This is a genomic window from Actinomycetota bacterium (assembly GCA_030650795.1).
Classification (GTDB): Bacteria; Actinomycetota; Actinomycetes; order S36-B12; family S36-B12; genus UBA11398.
Genome location: JAUSDJ010000031.1, coordinates 315,520 through 339,695, shown reverse-complemented (window position 1 = coordinate 339,695; position 24,176 = coordinate 315,520). Strand labels below are relative to the sequence as shown.

The window sequence follows — 24,176 nt, the reverse complement described above, 5'->3', positions numbered from 1 at the left end:
AGGTGGGGATGACTCGAATAGCCGTGCTCGGTGGCGGGGTCATGGGTGAAGCCTTGATAGCCGGACTCCTCCAATTCGATCCGCAACCCACTGTCACTGTGGTCGAAAAGCGTGCGGAGCGAGCGAAGGAACTTACTGTTCAATACTCAATTCAGAGTTCCGCAGCCCAAACGGCAGTGGCTGATGCGGAAGTCATCATCGTGGTGGTGAAGCCGCAAGATATGCGAGAGGCACTTGCGGAAATTGCCGAGGCAGTTCCGGCAGCAGCACTAGTGATCTCCATCGCAGCGGGAATTACCACTTCTTTCATTTCCGAGATACTTCCGCAAGCTGCAGTAGTGCGAGCTATGCCGAACACACCGGCTCGCATTCAACGTGGGGTCATTGGGATCAGCGCTGGTGCAAGTTGCAGTCCAGAGCAATTCGAGCAAGCCGCGAGCTTGCTGGCGGCGGTCGGTCTCGTGCTCGAAATCCCCGAGGATCTCCAAGATGCGATCACGGCAACTTCTGGAAGTGGCCCTGCCTATGTCTTCTACCTGGCTGAGGCAATGATTCGAGGCGCGCAGGAGGCTGGTTTGAGTGCGAGCGATGCCCGCGCCGCAGTTGTACAGACTCTGCTTGGTTCGGCCGAACTGCTGGCCGCATCCACGGAATCTCCGACGACCCTACGCACAAACGTCACCTCTCCCAACGGCACCACAGCAGCGGCGATCGACGTCTTGAACGAGCAAGCCGTTGGTGATGCAATCGTCCAAGCGATGCTCGCAGCTCGCGATCGCAGTCAAGAGCTTGCGCGTTCATGAGCGCTCGCGTCGGAGTGGTGTGGGATGACGCTCTCAGCAACTATGACCTTGGCCCTTCGCATCCGCTGGCACCGATGCGCGCGCAATTGGCAATGCGCTTGTCTCATGAGCTCGGACTTTTCTCGCATGTGAATGTCGAGGTGCTCACTTCTGTCGAGCCTGTTGAACGCGAACTGCTGGAGCGCGTGCACACGTCGACATATGTCGATGCGGTAATTGCTGCATCCACCGACACGAACACAATCGATCTCGAGCATGGCCTTGGCACGACTGACGTACCCGTGTTCGCCGAAATGCATCGTGAGTCAGCTCGCGTTGCCGGAGCCACGTTGATGGGTGCACGGGCAGTGCTCTCCGGCAACTTCGAGCATGTGGTGAGTCTTTCCGGCGGGCATCATCATGCGATGCCTGATGCGGCCGAGGGATTCTGCGTCTACAACGATCTCGGCGTCGCAATCCAGTGGCTGCTGGATGAGGGATATGAACGCATTGCATACCTCGATCTTGATGTGCACCACGGTGACGGCGTGCAGGCCATCTTCTGGGATGAACCGCGCGTGGTGACGATCTCAATCCACGAGAGCCCAGTGACTCTTTTTCCCGGCAGTGGCTTCCCGGCGGAAATCGGCGGCCCGAATGCCCAAGGCAGTGCTGTGAACCTGGCTCTTCCTGCGGGCACTGGAGATCAGGGTTGGCTGCGTGCCTTCTCTGCGGTCGTCCCAGACATTCTCCAAGCATTCCAACCGCAGATTCTGGTGACTCAGCAAGGAGCAGATGCCCACCTGCTGGATCCACTCGGGCATCTGACGATGAGCATTGATGGCCAGCGGATGTCCTATGAGCTTGTCCATCGCTGGGCTCATGAGTATGCCGATGGCAAGTGGCTGGCAGTTGGTGGCGGCGGCTACGCCTGTCCTGAGGTTGTGCCCAGAGCCTGGACGCATCTGATAGCCGAAGTCACTGGTCACCCGATTGATCCAGCTTCGATGGTGCCAGAGGTCTACCGCGACTTCGTCCAGGATTCGCTGCACCGGCCCAGTCCGGAACGCATGACCGACGGGCAGACTCCTTGGCCTCGCCCATTCGAGTTCGGCTTCGATCCTGAAGACCGAGTTGACCAGGCCGTGCTGGCCACCCGAAAGGCCGTTTATCCGTCTTGGGGGCTGGTGACCGAGCCGGTGGATTGGTACTAGGGGAGCGCAAATACGTCCCGCATCTTTGCAATGCAGCCCGTGGGCACTAGATTGCCGTTTCGCGTTGCAAGTCGTGGGTCACCGGGGTGCTGGTGCGACTTCGAAGCAGGAAGTTTGGTGGGAGATGTCGACAGGCACTGACCGGTCACTGAGCGAGGTCCGGTTCTTGACTGTGGCCGAGGTCGCAGCACTGATGCGCGTCTCCAAGATGACGGTCTACCGGCTCGTGCATCACGGCGAGCTCCCCGCAGTGCGTGTCGGACGCTCCTTCCGAGTGCCCGAGCAGGCAGTTCAGGATTATCTGCGCGACTCCTTCGTCGACATCGCCTAAGCCCCTTGAATTCTGCTTTCGGCTTCTGAGCCAACTGTCTGCCTGAATGTCACCCGCGCTAGGCTCGGCTGTCCACACCACAGGTTTCCCGAAAGTCTGTTAGCAATCTACGTGAGGTTTCATCCATGGGCTCAGTAATCAAGAAGCGTCGCAAGCGGATGGCGAAGAAGAAGCATCGCAAACTGCTGCGTCGTACTCGAGTCCAGCGTCGCAATAAGAAGTAGCGCTGGATTCGGGCCGTGGCCAACGCTTCGCAAGCGGCTCGTGATGCGGGTAACACTGGTCCGGCAGTTTCACGTCCAAGCTTCCAAGCACGCATTCCACCTGCCCAAAGTGAAGACGGCTTCCTGCAACTGTTGTCAGTAGTTCAGGATGCGCTTTCATCCAGCGGGGCCATCGATGAGTTCGGCTTCGATCCGGAGTTCACGACTCGGCTGCTGATGCCATTGCTGCGACCCCTATATCGATCCTGGTTTCGCATTGATGTCGAGGGCGTCGAGCATGTCCCCAGTTCGGGTGCGGGTCTTGTGGTCTCCAATCACGCAGGAGCAATCGCTGTCGATGCGGTGATGACCCAGGTCGCCATTCACGATGCACTGCCGACTCCGCGCTATTTGCGCATGCTTGTGGCTGATCTGGTGTTCAACCTGCCCGTGCTTGCAGATGTCGCAAGCAGAGCTGGCCACGTTCGCGCAAGTGTTCACACTGCAGAGACCTTGTTGTCGCGCGGAGAACTCGTTGGGGTGTGGCCCGAAGGCTTCAAGGGAATTGGCAAGCCATTCCACAAGAGATATCAACTGCAGAGATTCGGTCGCGGTGGCTTCATCTCTGTCGCCTTGCGCACAGGCGCCCCACTCATCCCTACGGCGGTGGTCGGATCTGAAGAGATCTACCCGATCATCGGTGATGCCAAAGGCCTGGCTCGACTATTGGATCTGCCGTACTTCCCGATCACCCCGTTCTTTCCCTGGCTGGGTCCCTTGGGACTCATCCCGCTCCCAAGCAAATGGACGATCCGCTTTGGCGAACCGATTGATACAAGCAAGTACGGATCCAAGGCGGCAGACGATCCAGAGGTGGTCTTTGCACTTGCCGACCGCATGCGCGATCGAATTCAGCAGATGCTCATTTCAATGTTGCTGCATCGGACAGATATTTTTGAATGACAGGTACTTGTCTGGCGTGGGTGCGGGATTGAATGGCTAGCGAGCTAGCCGACCTGCACGTCCGGCGAGAAAGCCGACGGCAATGCCCGCAACAAGACCGCCTGCGACAACTGCTGCCGTTGAACCTACGGCCTTGTGCATGTGACGACGTGCGCGGAAGTCTTGAATGGGCCAAGAGTGCAAGCGCGCATACGCGCGGAGTTTCGGATCTGGATTCACTGCCACCGGATTGCCAACGCAACCGAGCATCGGCAAGTCATTGGTTGAATCCGAATAGGCCCAGCAGTTGCCGAGATCCAAGCCCTCGCGTTGCGCAAGGGCAAGCACGGCCTCGGCCTTTGCCTTGCCATGCAAGGGTGCTCCTACGAGACATCCGGTATAGGCGCCATTGGATATCTCGGACACTGTGCCAAGTGCACCTGTAAGCCCAAGACGACGAGCGATCACTTGTGCAAGTTCGATTGGCGTAGCAGTGACCAGCCACACTTGACGGCCAGCATCCAGATGCTCCTGCGCTAGAGCAAGGGTGCCGGGAATCATCTTGTCGATCATGGTGTCGTCGAAGATCGCTTGTCCGAACGCGATGATCTCGTCCACTTTCCGACCCTTGACGAATGCGAGCGCGGCCTCAGTTGCCTCAGCCATGTCGTCGGCATTTTCAGTTCCGCGCACGATAAAGCGCGCTTGAGCCATCCCAAACCCGATGAGTTCTTGAGTGGAAAAGAACTTGCGCCGAGCCATGCCCACTGCGAGGTGAAACAGGCTTGCTCCGTGCATGATCGTGTTGTCGACATCAAAAAAAGCTGCAGCGCGCGACGGGTCATATTCACTTGGAAGCAGCGCTGCGGCAGCGGACGCAAGACCCGCAACGCGCGCCCGGTCAACACCCCCATCCATCGTGCGAGCGTAGTCTGCGTGTCATGGATCAGCCCGCCGCTCATCGCGTGCAGTTGTTGAGCAAGCCGCAATGTCACCTCTGCGATGACGCGCGCGTAGTCGTCACTGCAGTGTGCGCAGAGCTCGATATTCCTTGGACTGAGCAATCGATCATGGAGGATCCAGCGCTTTACGACGAATTTTGGGAGCGCATCCCGGTGGTCTTGATTGATGAGCGGGTGGCACAGTTCTGGCGGGTAAATCCAGAACTCCTACGAGGCGCGTTATCCGGATAACGGACACCTACGTCCGATGAACTTTGTGCCTTCGTGCACGAATCCTTACCCTTAGCAGGCGGCCAGCACCCTTCGGCCGAATTCGGTGGGTCTTCCCACGGCATCTCCCGATGCTGACGCCTACCGGACGAACCCTGGAGCACTGTGTCACTGTCCCGTCAACTTGGCCCGAGTCGCACGCGCGACGATGGGCGTGGGATCCCCGACGCCACCGTGGCGCGATTGCCGGTGTACCACCGTGTACTTCGCGACTTGGCAGATGATGGCGTACAGACTGTTTCCTCAGAGCACCTGGCCCTGGCCTGCGGGGTGAGCTCGGCGAAATTGCGCAAGGACCTCTCGCAACTGGGCTCCTACGGTACCCGCGGAGTTGGCTACGACGTCTCCTTCCTGAGCTACCACATCAGTCGCGAACTTGGTCTGAGCCAGCCTTGGGGCGTTGTGATCGTTGGCGTTGGCAACCTCGGGCATGCACTGGTGTCCTATCGCGGCTTTGCGTCGCGTGGCTTTGAAATCGTTGGCCTTCTTGACTCGCATCCCGACGTCGTCGGTGAGCAAGTCTGTGCCAGCGGAGTTGATCTGCTCGTGCAGCCAATGGGGGAGCTCGAAAGTGTGGTGCGCAGTTCCGGCGCGCATATCGGAGTGATCGCAACCCCTGCTGAAGCTGCCCAGGGCGTATGTGACCGACTCGTAGCTGCCGGGGTCCGCAGCATTTTGAACTTTGCACCGATGGTGCTGGTAGTTCCCGAAGGAGTAGAAGTGCGCAAGGTCGATCTCGCTGTAGAACTGCAAATCCTGGCCTTTCACGAGCAACGTCGGGTTGACGACTCCAGCGCGCTGGCCCAGGTGATGCAGGCATGAGCGCAAAAGCCATCAGCACTCCGCCACCGAAGCTTCCAAAGCCGGCGGCCACGACCAAGCCCACCCCGCAGGACAAGAAGCAAGCCCCCACGCCTAGTTCAACAACAGCAGGAGATAACCCGGTGATTCGCGCAGCAACCGCACCAGTCAAGAGCCGTAAGAAAGCACCGGTGGGCACCGTCGCCCTCGTTGCCGCAGGCCCGGGTGATCCCGATCTGCTGACCTTGCGTGCAGTTGCCTTGATGCGCGAGGCCGATGTCATCGTGGCCGATGCAGCCACGGAGTTGATTGCCCGGCAGTACATGAGCGTCGATGCTGAATTCATCATGGCCGGCGATCACTCCAAGGCGATGCTGGATGCTGCCCGCGAAGGCAAGAACGTCGTGCGTTTGATTGCTGGTGATCCCATCGTCGATGGCACCTTGGTGCACGAAGCCGCTGCGCTTCGCAAAGCCAAGATTCCTTTTGAGGTTGCTCCTGGCGTCAGTGAGGTCACCGGAATTCCGGCATACGCCGGCTTCAGCCTCACAGGTGGCAAGGTGCGTCAGATTCGCGTGGTGGATGGCAGTTCGACAGATTTGCCGTGGGCCGAGCTTGCCCAGCCGCAGGTCACCACGGTTTACCTCAATGGTGCGGACTCCTGTATCGAGATCGCGACGAACTTGTTGAACGCCGGTGCGGATCCCAAGACGCCGATAGCCGTGACTCGTCAGGGCACGACCGTTGACCAGCGCACCCTGGCTGGCACTCTCGGCGAGATCGGCGCCATCGCCAAGCGTTCCAAGCAGGCAGGTCCCGGCGTCGTCGTGGTCGGTGAAGTTGTTGCGCAGCGCGATAAGGCTGATTGGTTCGAGGCCAAGCCACTGTTCGGCTGGCGCGTGCTGATCCCTCGCACTCAGGATCCCTCGGATTCGATCGTCGCGTTGTTGCGTCGTCACGGAGCCGTGCCGATGGAGGTTCCGACCATCTCTGTGGAGCCACCACGCACGCCTCAGCAGATTGATCGCGCTGTTCACGGTCTTGTTTCGGGTCGCTACGAATGGATCGGCTTCACATCGGTAAATGCGGTGCGCGCCATCCGTGAGAAGTTGGCTTCCTACGGTCTGGATGCGCGTTCTTTCGCAGGGCTCAAGGTGGCTGCAGTTGGCGAAGCCACGATTGCTGCGCTCATCGAGTTCGGTGTGCGGCCAGATCTCGTTCCACTTGGCGATCAGACCACCGCTGATCTGCTCGAAGAGTGGCCGGGCTATGACTCGCTGACAGATCCGATCAATCGTGTGTTCTTGCCGCGCGCCGATATTGCCACCGAGTCCCTCGTTGCCGGTCTGACTGAACTTGGCTGGGAGGTCGAGGACATCACCGCCTTCCGCACCGTTCGTGCTGCACCGCCACCAGCGGAGATTCGCGAAGCCATTAAGACCGGCGGCTTCGATGCAGTGCTGTTCACCTCGAGCAGCACAGTTCGCAATCTTGTTGGCATTGCAGGAAAGCCGCACCACACCACTGTGGTTGCATGCATCGGGCCGCAGACCGCCAAGACAGCTGAAGAGCATGGCCTTCGTGTTGACGTGATGGCCGAAGCCAGCACGTTGATCGGTCTGGTTGATGCACTCGCAGCTCATGGCGAAGAGTTGCGCCTAGCAGCTGCAGAGGCGGGTGAAGGAAGTTGGCGGCCAAGTCGTCGCCGTACTCCGGCGCGACGCAAGGCCTGATGCGCGATGGCAACAACTGACCGCACCGTTGTACACCTGCTGCGGCACGGTGAAGTTGATAACCCAGAAGGCGTTTTATATGGACGGTTGCCTGGCTATGTCCTCTCAGAGCTTGGTTATGAGATGGCGCAGCGCGCAGCAGCCGCCTTGCAGGTACACAACATCTCGGCAGTGATCTCTTCGCCGATGGAGCGGGCTCAGCAGACTGCCGCGCCAATTGCCGCTGAGCACGGGCTGGAGATCGGCACCGATCCTCGGCTGATCGAGGCTGACAATCTCTTCGAGGGGAAGAAAGTCAGCGTCGGCGACGGCATCCTGAGGCAGCCGCAGGCTTGGCGTCATCTGTACAACCCCTTCAAGCCTTCCTGGGGCGAGCCGTATACCGAAGTCGCCGAACGCATGACGGCTGCGATCAACGCGGCGCGTGAGATTGCTCGCGGCAGCGAGGTGGTGCTCGTCAGCCATCAACTGCCGATCTGGGTCGCCCGGCTGGCCGCTGAGAAGCGTCGGCTCTGGCATGACCCAAGAAGTCGCCAGTGCTCACTTGCCTCAATCACCTCGCTCAGTTTCCGCCGTGATCAACTCGCTGCCATCACCTATACCGAGCCCTCGCGAGACCTCCTCGTAAAGGCCAGCAAGGTTGCGGGTGCCTGACGTAGGTCAGGACCTGAATCTCCATGCCTAGTTTGCGCATCCGAATCGGCAGTTGCCTTGCTCTGCTGCTCTTGGCGTCTTCCTCGCTCGCGGCCTGCGCCCAGTCGAGCTCTCCTGCATCAAGTGGTGGTGACACCGGATTTGTGTCTGGTGATGGATCCATCATCGTGATTCCGGCTGATCAACGAGTAGCGGCTCCTGACTTCACCCTTCCGACTCTGGATGGCAAGACCTTCACCTTGAGCAAGCAATTGGGCAAGGTCGTGGTTATGAATGTATGGGCCTCCTGGTGCGCCCCTTGTCGCGCGGAGGCCCCGGAGTTGCAACAGGTGTGGGATCTGCAGAAGAACAAGGGTGTGCAATTCGTTGGCCTCGATACTCGAGATTCGGGTACATCAGCCCAGGCGTTCGTGAACCGGTTCGGACTGACCTATCCCCAGGCTATTGATACGGATGGACAAGTGCAGTTGCTCTTCCGCGACACTCTGCCCGCGCAAGCGATTCCATCAACTCTGATCGTTGATGCGCATGGCAAAGTTGCAGCGCGCTTCCTTGGCGCAACAACTGCAACTGCATTGCGCAATGTCATCGACGACGTGCGAGCGAGTACGAAGTGATCGCTGACGTCATCAATCAGGGCACCCTCGCCTTCGCACTTCCACTGGCATTTGCCGCCGGCCTCCTCGCCTTCGCGTCGCCATGCGTGCTCCCACTTGCCCCGGGCTACCTCTCCTACGTCACGGGACTGACTGGTGCCGAACTGGCCGACGGGCGGGGCAATCGTCGACGAGTGCTCGCCGGAAGCCTGCTTTTTGTTCTCGGCTTCAGTGTCGTCTTTGTCTCCTACGGCGTGCTGTTCGGATCCATCGGGTCAACCTTGCTCGAGTATCAGGTCACCATCGATCGGATTCTCGGCGTACTCGTCATCGCCATGGGTCTGGCATTCATGGGTTTGATCCCCGGGTTGCAACGTGAATGGCGGATCCATCAGCTCCCGCGTTGGGGGGTTGCTGGTGCTCCTCTGCTGGGCATCCTCTTTGGTTTGGGCTGGTCGCCCTGCATCGGACCGACCTTGGCCGCCGTGCAGAGTCTGGCGTTCACCGAAGCCAGTGCGGCTCGCGGCGCAGTGCTCTCGCTGTTCTACTGCCTTGGCCTAGGACTCCCGTTCGTACTGCTGGGCTTGCTCTTCACCCGCATGGGCCATGCCATTGGCTTCCTTCGGCGTCACTACGAACTCGTGATGCGCATCGGTGGCGGCATGCTCGTGCTGGTCGGCCTGCTGCTCGTCACCGGACTCTGGCTTGATTTCACTATTTGGCTGCGCGTATTGGTTCCCGGATTCGAGACAGCGCTATGAGCAATCTGCCGCCGATCAGCAACACCGGATTGCTCCGATGGGCTTGGCGCCAGCTCACCAGCATGAAAACAGCATTGATTCTGCTGTTCCTCCTTGCGCTGGCAAGTGTTCCGGGCTCGCTTCTTCCGCAACGTGGCATCGACCCGATCAAGGTTCGGGCGTACATCACCGAGACCCCGACCTGGGGACCAATTCTTGATCGACTCGGTTTCTTCGAGGTCTACTCCTCACCTTGGTTCTCAGCGGTCTATCTACTGCTGTTTCTTTCGCTGATCGGTTGCGTCATCCCGCGCGTTGGCGTGCACTTCCGAGCGATGCGCAGTGCGCCGCCTCCCGCCCCACGAATGCTGCAAAGACTCTCCGGCACGCGCACTCTGGGAGCCACCGGGGATGCGGCTGACGTATTGCAGACTGCGGAGAAGACCTTGAGCTCTGCTCGCTGGCGAGTGGTCACCGGACCAGCAGACGAGCCGCGTTGGGTCTCGGCCGAGAAGGGTTACCTCCGCGAGACCGGCAACCTGATCTTCCACTTGTCGCTGCTTGTCGTGCTGGTCTCTATTGCCTTGGGCGGACTGTTGGGCTGGAAGGGCAATGTCATCATCCGAGAAGGTTCGGGCTTCTCGAACACGCTGACTCAATACGACGCCTGGGGTGGCGGCCGATTTGTGAATGCCGAAAACCTGCCGCCCTTCTCCTTCACTCTGGACAAGTTCACTGCTGACTTCGAGCGTGGGGTGGCGCAACGCGGAGCGCCGCGCGCCTTCGAAGCTGAGGTGTCCTACCGACCAGATCCCGCCGCGCCACTTCAGCACACGCTGATCGAGGTCAATGAGCCCCTGGAGATCAATGGGGCCAAAGTATTTCTCGTGGGTCACGGGTATGCACCGGTCATCAAGGTGACGGACAAGACCGGCGCTGTCGTCTTCGACGACGCAGTGACCTTCCTTCCGCAAGACGGCAACTTCACTTCCACCGGTGTGGTGAAGATCCCCGACTCAACTCCTGCGCTGGGCATTCAGGGACTCTTCTTGCCTACCGCGGCTCTGGATGCGGTGCTCGGTCCGCACTCAACCTTCCCCGGTCCTGACGATCCGGCTTTGTTCATGTCAGCGTGGAAGGGCGATCTGGGTCTTGACTCTGGAACCCCGCAAAGCGTGTATCGCCTCGTTACCGACAAGATGAAGAAGATCGGCCTTGAACAATTGCGGCCCGGTCAGAGTTGGACTCTGCCTGATGGCTCGGGAAAGGTGAGCTTTGAGGGCTACGAGCGCTGGGCCTCCTTCCAAATCGCGGCCGATCCGGGCAAGGAGTTCGCGCTGTTCGCCGCCGCCGCCGCAATCCTGGGCTTGACCATGTCCCTGTTCATTCGTCGTCGACGGGTATGGGTGAAGGTCGTTGAGCACAATGGCGTTACCGTTATCCAGCTTGCCGGAATCATGCGCACCTCGACCTTCGAGGACGAGGACATCGGAGTGCTCGCTGAGGATCTCGACCTCGTCGAGCAGGCCCTGGAATCCGCCGGGCAGGCGCAAGCCGCTGAACCATCCAAGGAGGAATCGTGAATCCAGAGTCCCTGGCTCAGATGAGCAATGCGGCGATCTATTCATCGATGCTGACTCTGGCGATGGCGATGATCGCCTTCGCGGCCTCCTTTGCCAATGGTCAACGACGCGTCGTCAGCGTTGCGACTCAAGAGTCAAAGATGAGTGCTGGTGGTGCCGCCCTGCTGACAAAGCAGAAGTCGAAGCCGGCTGAAGATCCTGGTCGTCGCGCAGCCAATATCGCGATGTCGCTGACCTGGCTCGCCTTCGTCTTGTTGCTTGCTGGAGTTGTGCTGCGCGGCATTTGGGCAGGTCGTGCGCCCTGGGGCAACATGTACGAGTTCTCGATCACAGCAGCCCTCGGAACCTTGGGTGTCTATCTCTTCTTGAACCTGCGCATGGATTTGCGTTGGCTCGGATTGTTTGTCGTCATCCCGGTTCTGCTGACCCTCGGGATGGCCGTCACCGTGCTCTACACCGAGGCGGCGCAATTGGTTCCGGCCTTGAAGTCCTACTGGCTGGTGATCCACGTGCTGGCAGCGATCATCTGCTCTGGGGCCTTCACTCTGGCCGCGGCGACTGCTGGCCTTTCGCTCGTCAAAGATCGAGCAGAGCGGCGCGCCGAACCTGGCAGCACCCCAACTGGGCCATTGAGCTCGCGCATCCCAGACGCTGAGCGGCTGCGCACGATCACCAATCGCATCCTCGCCTTCGCCTTTCCGCTGTGGACATTCGCGGTGGTTGCTGGCGCAATCTGGGCTGAGAACGCCTGGGGTCGCTACTGGGGCTGGGATCCCAAGGAGACTTGGGCCTTCATCACCTGGGTCGTTTATGCCGCGTACCTGCACGCCCGTTCTACCGCTGGATGGCGTAAGAACAAGGCCTCGTGGATTGCCCTGGCTGGCTGGCTGGTGTTCTTGATCAACTACTTCGGCGTCAACTTCCTGGCAAGCAGCCTGCATTCGTACGCAGGGGTGTCTTCCTAGCTCTTGTGAGAATCTAGTTCTCTCCGCGGCGCTCTCGCATGCGTCGCTTCCAAGCGTCTTCGTCGAGCTTGGCCAGGAATCGTGGATCATCGTCAGGGGCGCTGGGGGTGCGGCGAAGCCGCCGTCCGCCGCCGCCGATCGGCTTGGTTCGGCCAAACAGCACCCAGATGGCGCCACCAATGATCGGGATGACGACAACGATGAGGAACCAGATGCCCTTGGGCAGGTTCCGGACAGCAGACTTGGGAGAGCTCGCCACATCGACCACGAACCAGATGTACACCGCGAGTAACACGATGATGCCGGCAACTCTCAGCACTGCAACCTCCAGCAGTCAGCCTAACTCCCGTGAACTCCCCTTTCGTTCTTCGCATACGGTTGAGCCGTGACCGTTGACCGCACTCGAGCCAAGAACCTCGCCATCTACACCGGACTTCGAGTCCTGCTCTGGCTTGGAGTCTGGGCGATCCTCCAGTTCTTGACTCCAGTCAAGGGTGTGCTTGCGCTCGCGATCTCGTTGCTGCTCTCTGGCGCGATCAGCATTGTCGTGCTTGACCGGCAGCGAGATTCGATGAGCGAAGGCGTAGGTGCCTTCTTCGGTCGGATCAACGACCGGATTGAAAAGTCTGCAGCGGCAGAGGACTACTGGGAGGAGCCGGAGAGCTCACGACCAGGCGAGCAGGCCAGCAGTGAGCAAGCCGTAGTCGAGCACCAGGATCCCAGTCATCTTCAAGACGGTGACGAGCACCGAACCGACACCGCCACCTAGAACGATCCGCAGCGGGCGGAGTGCGAGCACAAATGCGAGCAGCGCAAGCAGCACCCACCAACTTGTCATCGCCGCGAGAAAAATCGTCAGCGCAAATGTGAGCAGCATGAACAAGGCGTACATCGCACGAGTGCGCTTATCTCCGAGAGCGACAGCCAAGGTTCGCTTCCCGGCGATGCGATCAGTTGGGATGTCGCGCAGGTTGTTGACGATGAGCAAGGTGCAGATCAAGAAGCCCACTGCACATGCTGCAACGACATCGGGTGCAGCGATGCTCAGCGCCTGGACGTAGACCGTGCCCAACACTGGAACTATTCCAAAGAAGATGAAGACGAAAATCTCACCTAGACCGAAATAGCCATACGGATGCTTGCCGCCGGTGTAGAACCATGCGGCCGCAATCGATGCCGCTCCGACAAGGAGCAGCCACCACTCCGATGTGATCAGCACAAGCGCAAGTCCGGCAAGCATGGCAAGCCCGAAGCTTGCGAAGGCAGCCATCTTGACCAGCCCAGGCGCAACTAGCCCCTGCCCGACCAGCCGCACAGGCCCAATGCGAATTTCATCGGTCCCCTTGATGCCGTCGCTGTAGTCGTTGGCGTAGTTGACCCCGACTTGCAAGGCGAGGGCGACGATCAATGCGAGAAGTGCGCGCACTGCGATGAAGGAATCCTGCCGAGCGACCAATCCCGCGCCAATGGCCACGGGCGCGATTGCTGACGGAAGGGTGCGCGGCCGAGAGCCGGCAATCCATTGGTTCAGCGTTGCCATGTCGCTCCATCACCGATGAGTCCTTTGAGGACTCGTCGGTCAACCTTTCCATTGGGCAGCATCGGCAGGCTCTCGAGGATTGCAAAGAACCTCGGCACTGCTGCTGTTCCGAGGTTCTGGCGAATAGCCGCGCGCAATTGAGTCTTCAGCTCTTCTGCATCAACTTCCACTTGCCCAAGGGTGATGGCCGCGAAGAGTTGAGTGTCCCCGCTGCCGTCAGTCTCAATCATGACGGCGCATGAGTGCACAGCCGCGTGGCTGTTGAGGCCTTCCTCAACGGCGTGCACGGAGACATTGACACCATTGATCGTTGCCACATCGTCGAGCCGGCCGGTCACGCTGAGCAGCTTTGCGAATATGCCGGTGTCTCCGGTCAGGTACGCGCCGTTGACGAATTGTCGTGCGGTGAGCTCAGGCTCGCAGCGATAGCCCAAGGCCACCATCGGTCCGGAAAGGATGATCTGGGCGTCGTGTTCGTCAATTGCTATGTCGACGCCAGCGAGTGGATGACCGTTGAATACGCAACCACCAGCAGTCTCGGTGGCCCCATAGGTGGTGGTGAGATCGACTTTGGCTGCGCGCGCTGCTTCTGCAGTCTGCAGTGGCAGCGGACCGCCACCGATCAGAATCTGCGAGCACTGTTGTAGCGCCGCAGCGGCTGCTGGATCCGCAAGCAGCCTTCGCAATTGCGCGGCTACCAATGAGACGCGCACATCTGGTGACCGTATGAGCGCTGCGACGAAAGCCTCATTGAATGCCTTCGGAGTGAAGGGCGCAGCCCCTCCGACACTGCTGACCGCAATGGGGTCCAGCCCGGTGCCTGACGAGCGGATCAGCACATTGATGCCACCCATGGACGTCACCGGCAAGGCGGCAATCCACTGAGGAACAGAGTTCACAGGGCCAAGTGCTGCGCGCGTCAGCGCGGTGAGGGTAGAAGCGCTGTGCATGACCCCTTTTGGGTTCTGAGTCGAGCCAGAGGTGGCCATCACCACGGCGATTTCGTCTGACTCAAGCGGCTGCGAAGAATCGGCTGGGCGCGTTGCGCGGAGCAGTTGGCTGACGTACTCATTGGAGGTGGTGGCACTGACGATGGGAATTGGCGCAATTGCTGGACCAGTGCCATCCAGAGCCCTGCGCAGAGGCTCGATCAACGCGACTACCCCGTCTGCTCCAGGTGGCACCGGGATGCGAGCGAGTGGTCGGTCAGGCATTCCGTGAAGCGTAGTCGCGATACCGTTCCGGTCATGGATACCCGTACGCGTTACACCCTGCCACCGGTCGTTGCGGCCAACTCACCAGCCTTAACAAATCCCGAGCACTCCTCGGCGGTGGCGGCTTGCGAATGGGAATCTGGACGGGCTTTTCGCGACATCAAGTACGAGTTGTCTACAGGTCACGCGGCAGGCATCGCCAAGATCACGATCAACCGCCCAGACAAGCGCAACGCCTTTCGGCCCCAGACCATCATTGAGCTGATCGAAGCCTTCACTTTGGCCCGCGACGACGGCCGTATTGGCGTCATCATTCTCACCGGCCAAGGAGATTGGGCCTTTTGCTCTGGTGGCGATCAGATCATTCGCGGAGACGATGGCTATATCGGCGACGATGCTGTCGCTCAGGCTGGAGTCGGCCGACTGAATGTTCTCGATCTGCAAATTCTCATCCGGCGAATCCCCAAGCCAGTGATCGCGATGGTTGCTGGGTACTCCATTGGCGGCGGGCATGTGCTTCACGTCGTCTGCGATATGACCATTGCTGCCGATAATGCGCGCTTTGGCCAGACCGGTCCCAAGGTCGGTTCCTTCGACGGTGGCTATGGCTCGGGTTTGCTCGCGCGAATCATCGGACAAAAGCGTGCCCGCGAAATCTGGTATCTGTGCCGTCAGTACGGCGCTGCTCAGGCCTATGACTGGGGACTGGTCAACGAGGTCGTGCCGCTGGAGGATCTTGAGATTGCCACCGTTGATATCGCCAAAGAGATGCTCGCCCTCTCGCCATTGGCTCTTCGCATGCTCAAGGCCTCGCACAATGCTGCCGATGATGGCTTGGCTGGCATTCAGCAACTCGCGGGCGATGCCACCCTGCTCTTCTATATGAGCGAGGAAGCCCAGGAAGGCCGCGACGCCTACAAGGAGAAGCGTCAGCCAGACTTCTCGAAGTTCCCAAAGCGCCCGTGACCGCACTGGGCTCACTCCTGCAAGGTGCGGTGCCCTTCGCAGTTCGGCTGCACCGTGAGTTTCGCGGAGTCACAGTTCGCGAGGGCATGCTGATTCAGGGTCCTTCGGGATGGGGCGAATTCTCACCCTTTGAGGATTACGACGACCAAGCGGCGAGCCGTTGGCTGGGTGCTGCGATCGAGTCAGCCTTCGGAACGTGGCCGCAAGCGCAGCGGTCAACGATCAACGTGAATGCGATCATTCCCGCGGTCAGTCCCGCAGTCGCACGAGAGCTCGCTGAACAAGCTGTCGTTCGCGATGGCTGCACGACCATCAAGGTCAAGATCACTGGCGAGGACACCTCCGACGAGGCTCGAGTGGCGGCAATCCGCGAAGCCCTGGACGCCACCCTTGGCTACGGAGTTGGGTTGATTCGCATCGACGCCAATGCCTGTTGGAATGCCCCGCAGGCCATCAGCTCGCTGCACCGGCTGGCTGCCTACGGTCTGGAATATGTAGAGCAGCCGGTACCCAGCAAGGAAGAACTGCGCACGGTCAGGGCGGCAGTGGATGTGCCGATCGCTGTGGATGAGTCCATCCGAAGTGATCGTGGCATCGACCCCCGGGCATTGAGCGAGTTGGCAGAGATTGCGGACGTGGCAATCATCAAGCCATCGCCAGTAGGTGGGGTTCGGCGTGCGCTGGAGATTGCTGAGTTGGTCAAATTACCTGTTGTTGTCAGTAGTTCGATGGATTCCTCGATCGGACTTTGTGCCGCTCTCGCACTGGCTGCTGCCCTTGACGTTGATCGCGCTTGCGGCTTGGGCACAGGTGCGCTTCTTGCCACTGACCTGGTCGTGAATCCTCTGGTTCCAGTGGGCGGGGTGATGCGGGTTCAGCGGCTGTCCCCGGACGCAGGTTCCCTCCAGGCTGCGCAGCAACTTCTTGTGCCAGAACGCGTGCAGTTCTGGCACGAGCGCGTCGGCCGTGCTTGGGAGGCGGGAGCATCCGAGGCTTGGCAGAAAGTGATCACCTCAAGTGCATGAGCTGAACTCAGACGTGCAATGGTGAGCCGGTGAACCCAGCAACCGCGATGGCTCGAGTCATCGTCGATGAGCTCATTCGCTGCGGAATCACAGACGTTGTGCTTGCACCAGGCTCGCGCTCAGCCGCACTCGCACTGGCCTTGGCGGCTGCTGAAGGCCGCGGCGATCTCACATTGCACGTGCGCGTTGATGAGCGATCAGCTGGTTTCCTAGCCCTCGGACTTGGCAAGGTCAGCGGGGTGCCAGCCGTGATTGTCACGACTTCAGGCACCGCCGTGGTGAACCTGCATCCAGCGATGGTGGAAGCCGATCATTCCAATGTGCCGATGATTGCGCTGACGGCTGATCGGCCTGCGGCCCTTCGCGGCATCGGTGCAAATCAGACGATAAATCAGGTCGGCGTGTTCGGCACCAGCGTGCGCGAACTGATCGACATTGCTGCACCTTCGACTGACATGAGCGATGCGAACCTCAGCGCACAGGTTCGCGTGTGGCGGTCAACTGTTTCGCGAGCCGTGGCCTCCACGACAGATGTCATGCGCTCCGGTCCGGTGCACGTCAATGTGCAATTCAACGAGCCGCTGGTCCCCGACTCCGAACAGACTCCTGAGGAACAACGGGAGATGATGAAGTCCGGCCCGCTTGCTGGCAGAGCTGACGGCCGTCCATGGACGGCCGACGCCCGATTGATGGCAGGCATGGGTCTGCCGATCGATGAGATTCTTGAAATGCTGCTCGATGATCCGACCATTCCCGAACGGGGGCTCATCATTGTTGGCGATCATGCTGATGGTGAGGCCAGCGATCTGGTCGATGAACTCGGAGATGCATTGGGTTGGCCGATCATCGGTGAGCCCAGCGGCAACGTCTCGACCTGTGACACGGCACTCGCCCACGGCGCACTCTTGCTCGCCAGCTCGGCATTCGCTGAGGCTCATGTCCCCGATGTGCTCATCACTGTTGGTCACGTAGGGCTCAGCCGAGATATCAACAAGCACATCCTTGCGGCCAAAGTGCATATTGCAGTTGATCCGCAACCGCAATGGAGCGATCCGATGCGCTCTGCAGATGTAGTGGTTGCTGCTTGCCCGCTGCCTCCAACCATTGCCGATTTGGGCACTGACTGGCTGGAGTCATGGCAGCGCGCCGACCTGTTGGCAGCAGCAGCAATCGAGACCGTGCTCGCTGGCCCATCGATGCAGCTGACGGGCATGCATGTGGCACGGGCTTGTGGTCAAGCCGTCCCGGAGGATGGCCTGTTCTTTGTTGGGCCTTCCTGGCCAGCTCGCCATGTTTTCAACTTCGCCGCGAATGCCACGGGCAGTGCGGTGACCCTTGCTAACAGAGGCACGTCCGGCATTGATGGATGCATCTCAACCGCGTGGGGTGCGGCGATCGCTGCGCAACGCGAGAGTGAAGCCGGATGCGTTGCACTCGTTGGAGATCTCACTTTTCTCTATGACCTCAATGCCTTGCGCGTCCCGGCCAGCGAGGACATTCCTGATCTCGTGTTCGTCGTCAGTGATAACAACGGCGGCGGAATCTTCTCGCAACTCGAGCAAGGACAACCGCAGTTCGCTGCGGCATTTGATCGCGTATTCGGCACCCCTCTTGATGCAGACATCCCGGCGAGCGTGGCGGCCTTGGGCTTCCCATGCGTTGTGGCTACCTCAGTTTCCGAAATAGACGAAGCCTTGAAAGCTGCACTTGAAGTTGGGGGAGTCCACGTGATTGTTGCTCGCACCTGCGCGCGCGATCATGAGGCCGCGATTCTCAGCCAGGTGAAGACTGCGATAGATCAGACTCTTGCAACAGCGTGATTGCGTCAGTCCCCGGCGAGTGAATCTCTGATCGGCACAAGTTTGGCGCTTGATTCCGCCAGTTCTTGTGCGGCATCGGATCCCGAGACGATGCCGCACCCAGCGAACGCGCGGATGCGGCCCTGCTCCTGATCTACTTGTGCGCATCGCAAGGCGATGCCGAATTCACCGTCGCCGTGCGCATCGCACCAACCAACCGGTCCGGCGTAGCGTCCACGATCCATGCCCTCCAGCTCACGAATGACTTCAAGCGCGCGTTCCGTTGGTGTGCCACACACTGCGGCGGTCGGATGCAGGAGGGCCGCTAGAGCCAAGACTGGAACGTCGTCAGCTAATCGACCAGTGACGTCTGTGCTGAGATGTTGAACATTCGGAAGTTGCAGCACATGAGGTCCATCAGGCACTTCGAGGTCAGTGCAGTGCGCGGCCAGTGCTCGCGCAACTGAGCGCACGGCGTACTCATGTTCAGACAGATCCTTCGGGCTGGCCAGTAGGGCTTCGGCCATGCTCGCGTCGGCGGCGGCGTCGCCTTGACGGCGCACGGTTCCGGCCAACACTCGGCTGGTGACGAGGTCGCCAGTGCGCCGAACGAGAAGTTCTGGGGTTGCACCAATCAAGCCGCCGACACCGAAGGTCCAGCACGAGGGATATGAGTTCGCCAGAGAACTCAGCATTGCTCGTGCATCTAGAGGTGCGTCGACTGTGGCAAAGACATCGCGCGCGAGCACGACTTTGTCGAGTTCGCGGCGATCGATGCGTGCGATGGCCTCTTCGACTGCTTGCTGCCATTCCAGTGGCGAGCGAGTTCCCTGTGTCCATTGAACGTTCTGCGGTTGATTCGGAACGCTGACGGCGCGCAGTTCACTGCGTGGATCGCCATCGGAGCCGATGACGGTGATCCACGACTGTCCGCGCCGACGACCAATCAGCACGCGAGGAACGATCATGATCGAGCTGCCGGGCTCGGGGTCAAAGGCGAATGATGCGAAGGCAACTGGCCCCGTTCCGGGCATCGCAACGGTGTCGTCGATCGCGGCACTGGCACACAATTGTGACCACCAACGCTGAGCTCGACTGAAGCGCTCTGCGCCGCTGACTTCAAGGCTTGCAGCCACGCCCCAGCCGACCATTCCCTCGCCATTGCGAACCCACGTGACCGCGTCGCCCGAGGGCAATAGCGAAAACAGATTGCGTGGATCATCGAGAGGACGAGTGCGCACTTGGAGTGGTGCTCCGTGCCGCTCAGGTGCACGCGGGACGGACTTGGCCGGATCGGCGTGAGGTTCTGGCATGACACCAGCCTAGATGTGGTGATGCGAGCTGGCGGTGCAAGGATGCGGGCGTGATAAGAGCCGACCTGACCAAAACGCCGACCGACGTAGCGGCCATGTTCGACGGAGTGGCTCAGCGCTACGACATCACCAATGACGTGTTGGCCCTGGGGCAGACCCGAATCTGGCGACGAGCTGTGGTCTCAGCCGTTCGCCCGCAGCCAGGTGAGCTGATTCTTGATCTTGCCGCCGGAACGGGCACATCAAGCGTGCCCTTTGCCGAGGCTGGCGCGCACGTATTCCCGACGGATTTCTCGCTTGGAATGCTCCGCGTTGGACGCCAACGCCAGCCGAATCTTCCCTTTGTCGCTGGTGATGGGCTGCATCTGCCGTACCGCGATGATTCCTTCGACGCGGCCACGATCTCCTTTGGGCTTCGCAACCTCTCTGATCGCGCGGCGGGGCTGGCTGAATTTCGACGGGTGCTTCGACCAGGCGGTCGGCTCGTCATCTGCGAGTTCTCGCATCCAACGGTGGCACCGATTCGCAAGGTCTATACCGAATATCTGATGCGCGCACTGCCTGCAGTTGCTACCAAGGTCGCAAGTAACCCAGAGGCGTACGTGTACTTGGCTGAGTCGATTCGCGCGTGGCCAGTTCAAGCTGAGTTAGCAGATGAGTTGCTGGCCAGCGGATTTCTGGGCGTGCAATGGCGCAACTTGACCGGCGGCATCGTGGCCATCCATCGTGCAGTGAACCCTTAACACGGAGTATTGGCTCGCCACTATGCTTACGAAGGTCGTAAATGTGTTCACAATCGCGCAATCTGGCCGCCGAGTTCTGAATGTGAGGAGTCGTAGGTGAACGTCTATACCCCAATCCTGGTATTGGGCGCACTGGCTTTCGCCTTCGCACTGTTCTCAGCGGTCATCGCACCGCTGACCGGCCCAAAGCGCTACAACCGCGCAAAGGTTGATGCCTACGAATGCGGTATTGAACCGACCCCGCAACCTGTTGGTGGTGGTCGATTTCCGGTGAAGTACTACCTGACGGCGATGCTGTTCATCGTGTTCGACATTGAGATTGTGTTCTTGTATCCCTGGGCAGTCGCCTTTGATCACATGGCCATTTTTGGCTTGGTTGAAATGGTGCTGTTCATCGCAACCGTCCTCGTTGTGTACGCCTACGTATGGCGTCGACGTGGTCTTGAGTGGGATTGACCGGGAGTAGTCATGGGCCTTGAAGAGAATCTGCCGTCGGGGGTCTTGCTGACGACGGTTGAAAAGGTTGCCGGCTATGCCCGCAAGGGCTCCCTTTGGCCCGCCACTTTTGGACTGGCCTGCTGTGCAATTGAAATGATGGCCGTCGGTGGTCCTCGCTTCGACATCGCGCGCTTTGGCATGGAGGTTTTCCGGGCTTCGCCACGCCAGGCCGATCTCATGATTGTCGCCGGTCGTGTCAGCCAGAAGATGGCTCCTGTTCTGCGCCAGATCTACGACCAGATGCCCAACCCCAAGTGGGTGCTAGCCATGGGCGTCTGTGCCTCAAGCGGTGGCATGTTCAACAACTACGCAATCGTGCAAGGCGTTGACCACGTCGTGCCGGTCGATATCTATCTGCCCGGCTGCCCTCCTCGCCCAGAAATGCTGATCGACGCAATTCTCAAGCTGCATGAGGAGATCCAGGACATGAAGCTCGGCGCACACCGACGCGAGCAGATGCGTGAACTCGAGGCACACGCCCTTGTTGCTCCCACCACCTTGGAAAGCAAGGGGCTTCTGCGATGACCGATACGCCGGCTGCGCCGGTGTCAGTAGTGCCTGTCCCTGTAGTGCCTGTCCCTGTAGTACCAGAGGGAGTCAGCCAGTTCGAAGTATTTCACGTCCGCGAGGGTGCCTTCGGAGTTGAAGGTTCAGGTGACACCAGTGGTTTTGGTGGACTCGTTGAACTCATGCACATGCCAGAGCCGAGCGCTCGTCCCTACGGCGGCTGGTTCGACGAAGTCGCCGATGAACTCGAACTTTCCCTGACGGCACGCGGCATCGACTCTGGCAGCGCAATTGAGAAGGTCGTCGTTGATCGTGAAGAGATCAGTTTCTTCATTCGCCGCGATCTGCTGGTCGGCGTGCTGTCCGCACTGCGCGATGAGCCGGGGCTTCGCTTCGAATTCTCAAGTGGAGTTAGCGGCGTTCACTACCCAAGCGATCTGACCCGCGAATTTCACGCGGTCTACCACCTGCTTTCCATCACGCATAACCGCCGCGTCCGTGTTGAAGTCACAGCGCCCGACAGCGATCCGCACATCCCTTCATCTGTTGGTGTCTACCCCACGAACGACTGGCATGAGCGCGAGACTTTCGATCTTTTCGGCATCGTGTTCGACGGCCACCCAGTGTTGACTCGAATCCTGATGCCTGATGATTGGCCCGGGCATCCGCAGCGCAAGGACTACCCACTCGGTGGCATCCCAGTTGAATACAAGGGTGCGACCATTCCGCCACCAGATCAGCGGAGGTCGTACAACTCATGACCGCAGAAGACGTCAAATACACGAGCGCCCCCTCGCAGTCCAATGATGCCTACGCGGGCGCCAATGACGATTCCGAAGGGCGCATATTCAATATCGGCGGCGGCGATTGGGATTCCATCACCGTTGCTCCCGAGGGCGAAACCGAGCGCATCGTGGTCAACATGGGACCTCAGCACCCTTCGACTCATGGCGTGCTCCGACTCATCCTTGAGATCGATGGCGAAACTGTCACTGAAGCCCGCTGTGGCATCGGCTACCTACACACCGGCATCGAGAAGAACATGGAGTACCGCTCGTTCGTGCAGGGCGTCACCTATGCCACGCGCATGGACTACCTTGCGCCCTTCTACAACGAAGCGGTCTACTGCCTGGCAATAGAGAAATTGCTCGGCGTAACCGAGCAAATACCTGAGCGCGCAACGATTATTCGCGTGATCATGATGGAGCTCAATCGCATCTCCTCGCACCTTGTCGCACTTGCAACAGGTGGGATGGAACTTGGTGCCCTGACAGCGATGACCTTCGGATTCCGCGAACGTGAATTGGTACTTGAACTCTTTGAATTGATCACCGGCTTGCGCATGAACAATGCGTACATCCGGCCCGGCGGCGTTGCAACTGATTTCCCGGCCGATGGTGTCCAGCAGATCCGCGACACGATTCCGCTACTGCGCTCTCGTTTGAAGGACACGGGCAATCTGCTTATTGACAACAACATTTGGATGGGCCGCACTTCAGGCATTGGCTTTCTGGATCTGACGGGCTGCATGGCCTTGGGCATCAGCGGACCGATTCTGCGCGCAACTGGCTTCCCACATGATCTTCGCAAGACTCAGCCGTACTGCGGCTACGAGAACTACGAGTTCGATGTCGTCACTGCCGATACTTCGGATGCTTACGGTCGATTCCTCATTCGAATCCGTGAGATGGAGCAATCATTGCGCATCGTCGAACAAGCCCTCGATCGTTTAGAGCCCGGGCCGGTCATGATCGAGGACAAGAAGATCGCTTGGCCGTCACAGCTTTCCGTTGGCAGCGACGGCCAAGGCAATTCGCTGGATCACATTCGCGAAATCATGTCTGAGTCAATGGAAGCCCTGATCCATCATTTCAAGCTGGTCACTGAAGGCTTCCGTGTTCCCGCTGGGCAGGTCTACACCGCCATCGAGTCACCCCGAGGCGAGCTTGGCTGTCATCTCGTGAGCTCTGGCGGAACTCGGCCATACCGCGTGCACTTCCGCGATCCCTCGTTCACGAATCTGCAGTCTGTCGCGGCAATGTGCGAGGGCGGTCAGATCGCTGACGTCATCGCTGCGGTCGCAAGCATCGATCCCGTCATGGGCGGAGTCGATCGCTAACGCGATCGAGAGGAAGAGACATGGCCATCAGCGAACAGACCATTGAGCGCCTGCGCGAGCTTGCCGGGCTCTACCCGAAATCGCGTTCAGCGCTGCTGCCGATGCTGCACCTTGTGCAAAGCGAACAAGGCGAGGTCACGACTGAAGGCATCGCGATCTGTGCCGAAGTTCTTGGCCTCACACCTGCCGAGGTCACTAGCGTCTCGACCTTCTACACGATGTACAAGCGCAAGCCGGTCGGCAAGCACCATATCGGCGTGTGCACGAACACCCTGTGCGCATTGCTTGGAGGCGACGCTGTCTACGACGCCCTGTCAGAGCATCTCGGCGTTGGCCACAACGAACCCACTGCCGATGGCGGCTTCTCTCTTGAGCGCATCGAATGCCAAGCCGCTTGCACACATGCACCAGTGATGACAGTCGACTGGGAGTTCATGGACGACGTCACTCCTACTTCTGCCGTTGGGGTGGTCGAGCGACTGGCTCGGGGCGAGCAAGTTGAATCCACTCGCGGTCCAGTCATCCGCGATTTTCGGGCAACTCAGTTCAGCTTGGCCTTTCCCGATGACGGACTGGCCGGTGAAGGCAACTCAGTTGACGACAAGATGCTCGCCGGATTGCGCTATGCCAAGGAGCACAACATGTCTGCCCCAACGCCCGGACAGGAGAGCTGAAC

Annotated in this window: 28 protein-coding genes; 23 read left to right on the top strand and 5 right to left on the bottom strand. The window is 59.7% G+C overall.

The genetic code is table 11. From position 1 onward, the window contains the following. Window positions 1-8: 8 nt before the first annotated feature. From proC to Q7L55_11080, 5 genes are all read left to right on the top strand, one after another. Entirely contained in the window at window positions 9-803 is a 795-nt protein-coding gene (gene proC / locus Q7L55_11100; GenBank protein ID MDO8733094.1) for a pyrroline-5-carboxylate reductase, read from the top strand. Next, window positions 800-1,996: an acetoin utilization protein AcuC gene (locus Q7L55_11095; GenBank protein MDO8733093.1), complete on the top strand. Its 1,197-nt coding sequence runs from the start codon at window positions 800-802 to the stop codon at window positions 1,994-1,996. Before proC ends, Q7L55_11095 begins: the two co-directional genes overlap by 4 nt. 124 nt (window positions 1,997-2,120) lie before the next feature. Next, window positions 2,121-2,327, top strand: coding sequence for a helix-turn-helix domain-containing protein (locus Q7L55_11090; GenBank protein MDO8733092.1), 207 nt, complete (start codon window positions 2,121-2,123; stop codon window positions 2,325-2,327). Window positions 2,328-2,452: 125 nt separating this feature from the next. Then, window positions 2,453-2,551 carry an AURKAIP1/COX24 domain-containing protein gene (locus tag Q7L55_11085; protein ID MDO8733091.1) on the top strand — a complete coding sequence of 33 codons (99 nt, stop codon included), beginning with the start codon at window positions 2,453-2,455 and terminating at the stop codon, window positions 2,549-2,551. A gap of 15 nt (window positions 2,552-2,566) precedes the next feature. Then, window positions 2,567-3,493 (top strand): lysophospholipid acyltransferase family protein, encoded by a 927-nt coding sequence (locus Q7L55_11080; protein MDO8733090.1) that lies wholly within the window; start codon window positions 2,567-2,569, stop codon window positions 3,491-3,493. A 36-nt stretch (window positions 3,494-3,529) separates the two neighbouring features. On the opposite strand, the gene Q7L55_11075 is transcribed toward Q7L55_11080, so the two are convergent. Further along, window positions 3,530-4,390 carry an HAD-IB family hydrolase gene (locus tag Q7L55_11075; GenBank protein ID MDO8733089.1) on the bottom strand — a complete coding sequence of 287 codons (861 nt, stop codon included), beginning with the start codon at window positions 4,388-4,390 and terminating at the stop codon, window positions 3,530-3,532. Window positions 4,391-4,413: 23 nt separating this feature from the next. Between Q7L55_11075 and Q7L55_11070 the strand changes: the two genes are divergently transcribed. From Q7L55_11070 to ccsB, 8 genes are all read left to right on the top strand, one after another. Further along, on the top strand, window positions 4,414-4,665 hold the full coding sequence (locus Q7L55_11070; protein ID MDO8733088.1) for a glutaredoxin family protein: 252 nt from the start codon (window positions 4,414-4,416) through the stop codon (window positions 4,663-4,665). Between the two features lie 150 nt (window positions 4,666-4,815). Then, window positions 4,816-5,526, top strand: a complete 711-nt coding sequence (locus Q7L55_11065; GenBank protein MDO8733087.1) for a redox-sensing transcriptional repressor Rex — start codon at window positions 4,816-4,818, stop codon at window positions 5,524-5,526. After that, on the top strand, window positions 5,523-7,238 hold the full coding sequence (locus tag Q7L55_11060) for a bifunctional uroporphyrinogen-III C-methyltransferase/uroporphyrinogen-III synthase (protein MDO8733086.1): 1,716 nt from the start codon (window positions 5,523-5,525) through the stop codon (window positions 7,236-7,238). Before Q7L55_11065 ends, Q7L55_11060 begins: the two co-directional genes overlap by 4 nt. Window positions 7,239-7,244: 6 nt before the next feature. Then, window positions 7,245-7,892 (top strand): histidine phosphatase family protein, encoded by a 648-nt coding sequence (locus Q7L55_11055; protein MDO8733085.1) that lies wholly within the window; start codon window positions 7,245-7,247, stop codon window positions 7,890-7,892. Window positions 7,893-7,915: 23 nt separating this feature from the next. After that, the gene (locus Q7L55_11050) at window positions 7,916-8,509 is read left to right on the top strand and encodes a TlpA disulfide reductase family protein (protein MDO8733084.1); all 594 of its coding nucleotides are present in this window, start codon (window positions 7,916-7,918) and stop codon (window positions 8,507-8,509) included. Continuing rightward, window positions 8,506-9,249 (top strand): cytochrome c biogenesis protein CcdA, encoded by a 744-nt coding sequence (locus Q7L55_11045; protein MDO8733083.1) that lies wholly within the window; start codon window positions 8,506-8,508, stop codon window positions 9,247-9,249. Before Q7L55_11050 ends, Q7L55_11045 begins: the two co-directional genes overlap by 4 nt. Next, window positions 9,246-10,811 carry a cytochrome c biogenesis protein ResB gene (locus Q7L55_11040; GenBank protein MDO8733082.1) on the top strand — a complete coding sequence of 522 codons (1,566 nt, stop codon included), beginning with the start codon at window positions 9,246-9,248 and terminating at the stop codon, window positions 10,809-10,811. Before Q7L55_11045 ends, Q7L55_11040 begins: the two co-directional genes overlap by 4 nt. Window positions 10,812-10,831: 20 nt before the next feature. Continuing rightward, complete coding sequence (gene ccsB, locus Q7L55_11035; protein ID MDO8733081.1) at window positions 10,832-11,776, top strand: c-type cytochrome biogenesis protein CcsB; 945 nt, start codon at window positions 10,832-10,834, stop codon at window positions 11,774-11,776. A gap of 13 nt (window positions 11,777-11,789) precedes the next feature. Here the strand turns inward: ccsB and Q7L55_11030 are convergent, their stop codons facing one another. Then, window positions 11,790-12,095, bottom strand: coding sequence for a PLD nuclease N-terminal domain-containing protein (locus tag Q7L55_11030; protein ID MDO8733080.1), 306 nt, complete (start codon window positions 12,093-12,095; stop codon window positions 11,790-11,792). A gap of 66 nt (window positions 12,096-12,161) precedes the next feature. Here Q7L55_11030 and Q7L55_11025 point away from each other — a divergent pair, with 66 nt between their 5' ends. After that, window positions 12,162-12,545, top strand: a complete 384-nt coding sequence (locus tag Q7L55_11025) for a DUF4229 domain-containing protein (protein MDO8733079.1) — start codon at window positions 12,162-12,164, stop codon at window positions 12,543-12,545. On the opposite strand, the gene Q7L55_11020 is transcribed toward Q7L55_11025, so the two are convergent. Both Q7L55_11020 and Q7L55_11015 read right to left on the bottom strand, forming a co-directional pair. Further along, the gene (locus Q7L55_11020) at window positions 12,441-13,316 is read right to left on the bottom strand and encodes a 1,4-dihydroxy-2-naphthoate polyprenyltransferase (GenBank protein MDO8733078.1); all 876 of its coding nucleotides are present in this window, start codon (window positions 13,314-13,316) and stop codon (window positions 12,441-12,443) included. The two genes, Q7L55_11025 and Q7L55_11020, sit on opposite strands and share 105 nt — an antisense overlap. Continuing rightward, window positions 13,304-14,530, bottom strand: coding sequence for an AMP-binding protein (locus Q7L55_11015; protein ID MDO8733077.1), 1,227 nt, complete (start codon window positions 14,528-14,530; stop codon window positions 13,304-13,306). The genes Q7L55_11020 and Q7L55_11015 overlap by 13 nt, the downstream gene beginning before the upstream one ends. Before the next feature lie 33 nt (window positions 14,531-14,563). Between Q7L55_11015 and menB the strand changes: the two genes are divergently transcribed. The 3 genes from menB to menD are packed head-to-tail and all read left to right on the top strand — an operon-like array spanning window position 14,564 to window position 18,341. Then, on the top strand, window positions 14,564-15,496 hold the full coding sequence (gene menB / locus Q7L55_11010; protein ID MDO8733076.1) for a 1,4-dihydroxy-2-naphthoyl-CoA synthase: 933 nt from the start codon (window positions 14,564-14,566) through the stop codon (window positions 15,494-15,496). Then, window positions 15,493-16,521, top strand: coding sequence for an o-succinylbenzoate synthase (locus tag Q7L55_11005; protein MDO8733075.1), 1,029 nt, complete (start codon window positions 15,493-15,495; stop codon window positions 16,519-16,521). The genes menB and Q7L55_11005 overlap by 4 nt, the downstream gene beginning before the upstream one ends. A 29-nt stretch (window positions 16,522-16,550) precedes the next feature. Next, window positions 16,551-18,341, top strand: coding sequence for a 2-succinyl-5-enolpyruvyl-6-hydroxy-3-cyclohexene-1-carboxylic-acid synthase (gene menD / locus Q7L55_11000; GenBank protein ID MDO8733074.1), 1,791 nt, complete (start codon window positions 16,551-16,553; stop codon window positions 18,339-18,341). A gap of 5 nt (window positions 18,342-18,346) precedes the next feature. Here menD and Q7L55_10995 read toward each other — a convergent pair whose 3' ends face one another. Continuing rightward, the gene (locus Q7L55_10995) at window positions 18,347-19,633 is read right to left on the bottom strand and encodes an isochorismate synthase (GenBank protein MDO8733073.1); all 1,287 of its coding nucleotides are present in this window, start codon (window positions 19,631-19,633) and stop codon (window positions 18,347-18,349) included. A gap of 50 nt (window positions 19,634-19,683) precedes the next feature. Here Q7L55_10995 and Q7L55_10990 point away from each other — a divergent pair, with 50 nt between their 5' ends. The 6 genes from Q7L55_10990 to nuoE all read left to right on the top strand — a co-directional run bounded on the left by Q7L55_10990 (window position 19,684) and on the right by nuoE (window position 24,174). After that, on the top strand, window positions 19,684-20,376 hold the full coding sequence (locus Q7L55_10990) for a demethylmenaquinone methyltransferase (GenBank protein MDO8733072.1): 693 nt from the start codon (window positions 19,684-19,686) through the stop codon (window positions 20,374-20,376). A 96-nt stretch (window positions 20,377-20,472) separates the two neighbouring features. Then, complete coding sequence (locus tag Q7L55_10985) at window positions 20,473-20,832, top strand: NADH-quinone oxidoreductase subunit A (GenBank protein MDO8733071.1); 360 nt, start codon at window positions 20,473-20,475, stop codon at window positions 20,830-20,832. 12 nt (window positions 20,833-20,844) lie between these two features. After that, window positions 20,845-21,399, top strand: a complete 555-nt coding sequence (locus Q7L55_10980; GenBank protein ID MDO8733070.1) for an NADH-quinone oxidoreductase subunit B family protein — start codon at window positions 20,845-20,847, stop codon at window positions 21,397-21,399. Then, window positions 21,396-22,142: an NADH-quinone oxidoreductase subunit C gene (locus tag Q7L55_10975; GenBank protein MDO8733069.1), complete on the top strand. Its 747-nt coding sequence runs from the start codon at window positions 21,396-21,398 to the stop codon at window positions 22,140-22,142. Before Q7L55_10980 ends, Q7L55_10975 begins: the two co-directional genes overlap by 4 nt. Then, window positions 22,139-23,500, top strand: a complete 1,362-nt coding sequence (locus tag Q7L55_10970; protein MDO8733068.1) for an NADH-quinone oxidoreductase subunit D — start codon at window positions 22,139-22,141, stop codon at window positions 23,498-23,500. Before Q7L55_10975 ends, Q7L55_10970 begins: the two co-directional genes overlap by 4 nt. Window positions 23,501-23,520: 20 nt before the next feature. Next, window positions 23,521-24,174 carry an NADH-quinone oxidoreductase subunit NuoE gene (gene nuoE / locus Q7L55_10965; GenBank protein MDO8733067.1) on the top strand — a complete coding sequence of 218 codons (654 nt, stop codon included), beginning with the start codon at window positions 23,521-23,523 and terminating at the stop codon, window positions 24,172-24,174. Window positions 24,175-24,176: the final 2 nt, after the last annotated feature.

What these genes read in the sequence shown, in the direction of transcription:
- proC (MDO8733094.1), top strand. Translation starts at nt 9, where the DNA reads ATGACTCGAATAGCCGTGCTCGGTGGCGGGGTCATGGGTGAAGCCTTG.
- Q7L55_11095 (MDO8733093.1), top strand. Translation starts at nt 800, where the DNA reads ATGAGCGCTCGCGTCGGAGTGGTGTGGGATGACGCTCTCAGCAACTAT.
- Q7L55_11090 (MDO8733092.1), top strand. Translation starts at nt 2,121, where the DNA reads ATGTCGACAGGCACTGACCGGTCACTGAGCGAGGTCCGGTTCTTGACT.
- Q7L55_11085 (MDO8733091.1), top strand. Translation starts at nt 2,453, where the DNA reads ATGGGCTCAGTAATCAAGAAGCGTCGCAAGCGGATGGCGAAGAAGAAG.
- Q7L55_11075 (MDO8733089.1), bottom strand. Translation starts at nt 4,390, where the DNA reads ATGGATGGGGGTGTTGACCGGGCGCGCGTTGCGGGTCTTGCGTCCGCT.
- Q7L55_11070 (MDO8733088.1), top strand. Translation starts at nt 4,414, where the DNA reads ATGGATCAGCCCGCCGCTCATCGCGTGCAGTTGTTGAGCAAGCCGCAA.
- Q7L55_11060 (MDO8733086.1), top strand. Translation starts at nt 5,523, where the DNA reads ATGAGCGCAAAAGCCATCAGCACTCCGCCACCGAAGCTTCCAAAGCCG.
- Q7L55_11055 (MDO8733085.1), top strand. Translation starts at nt 7,245, where the DNA reads ATGGCAACAACTGACCGCACCGTTGTACACCTGCTGCGGCACGGTGAA.
- Q7L55_11050 (MDO8733084.1), top strand. Translation starts at nt 7,916, where the DNA reads ATGCCTAGTTTGCGCATCCGAATCGGCAGTTGCCTTGCTCTGCTGCTC.
- Q7L55_11040 (MDO8733082.1), top strand. Translation starts at nt 9,246, where the DNA reads ATGAGCAATCTGCCGCCGATCAGCAACACCGGATTGCTCCGATGGGCT.
- ccsB (MDO8733081.1), top strand. Translation starts at nt 10,832, where the DNA reads ATGAGCAATGCGGCGATCTATTCATCGATGCTGACTCTGGCGATGGCG.
- Q7L55_11020 (MDO8733078.1), bottom strand. Translation starts at nt 13,316, where the DNA reads ATGGCAACGCTGAACCAATGGATTGCCGGCTCTCGGCCGCGCACCCTT.
- Q7L55_11015 (MDO8733077.1), bottom strand. Translation starts at nt 14,530, where the DNA reads ATGCCTGACCGACCACTCGCTCGCATCCCGGTGCCACCTGGAGCAGAC.
- menB (MDO8733076.1), top strand. Translation starts at nt 14,564, where the DNA reads ATGGATACCCGTACGCGTTACACCCTGCCACCGGTCGTTGCGGCCAAC.
- Q7L55_10995 (MDO8733073.1), bottom strand. Translation starts at nt 19,633, where the DNA reads ATGCCAGAACCTCACGCCGATCCGGCCAAGTCCGTCCCGCGTGCACCT.
- Q7L55_10980 (MDO8733070.1), top strand. Translation starts at nt 20,845, where the DNA reads ATGGGCCTTGAAGAGAATCTGCCGTCGGGGGTCTTGCTGACGACGGTT.
- Q7L55_10975 (MDO8733069.1), top strand. Translation starts at nt 21,396, where the DNA reads ATGACCGATACGCCGGCTGCGCCGGTGTCAGTAGTGCCTGTCCCTGTA.
- Q7L55_10970 (MDO8733068.1), top strand. Translation starts at nt 22,139, where the DNA reads ATGACCGCAGAAGACGTCAAATACACGAGCGCCCCCTCGCAGTCCAAT.
- nuoE (MDO8733067.1), top strand. Translation starts at nt 23,521, where the DNA reads ATGGCCATCAGCGAACAGACCATTGAGCGCCTGCGCGAGCTTGCCGGG.